Genomic DNA, 669 nt, shown 5'->3' with positions numbered 1-669 from the left:
AAGCAGGACGACCGCGAGACCTTCGCCGCCTTCGTGGGCCAGGCCCACACCGCCGGCACCGCCGTCGACTGGACCGCCTTCTACGCGGGCACCGGCGCCGAAGCCGTCGACCTGCCCACCTACGCCTTCCAGCGCGAACGCTTCTGGATCGCCCCGACCGCCGGGACGGCGGACGCCGCCGCGGCCGGGCTCGGCCGGATGGACCACCCGCTGCTGGCGGCGGCGATCTCGGTCGGCGACCGGGACGAGTGGGTGTTCACCGGCCGGGTCTCCACCGAGACCCAGCCCTGGGCCGCCGAACACATCCTGCTCGGCACCATCGTCGTGCCCGGCGTGGCGCTGGTCGAGCTGGCCATCGCCGCCGGCCGCCGCCTCGGCGTTCCGGTCGTGGACGAGCTGGTGCTGGAGTCGCCGCTGATCCTGGAGGACGGCGTCGCCCGGCAGCTGCAGGTCACCCTCGGCGAACCGGACGCGGACGGCCGCCGCACCGTGGCGCTCTACTCGCGCCCGGAGACCGACGCCGAGGACGGCGAGCGCGACATCACCTGCCACGCCCGGGGTGTGCTGGGTGCCGACGCGGCGCCCGTCGCGGACTGGCCCGAGCAGTGGCCGCCGCAGGACGCCGAGCCGCTGCCCGTCGAGGACCTGTACACCCGCCTCGCCGACATC

General features: G+C 75.5%; 1 protein-coding gene. It reads left to right on the top strand.

Going from position 1 to position 669, the window contains the following annotated elements; genetic code table 11:
- Positions 1–669: polyketide synthase dehydratase domain-containing protein (locus VM95_RS37855; RefSeq protein ID WP_045706091.1), on the top strand; the 669-nt coding region annotated here is incomplete at both ends.

The organism is Streptomyces rubellomurinus (assembly GCF_000961885.1).
Taxonomy (GTDB): domain Bacteria; phylum Actinomycetota; class Actinomycetes; order Streptomycetales; family Streptomycetaceae; genus Kitasatospora; species Kitasatospora rubellomurina.
The sequence above is the reverse complement of the archived record's forward strand: the minus strand, read 5'-3'. Positions and strand labels throughout refer to the sequence as shown.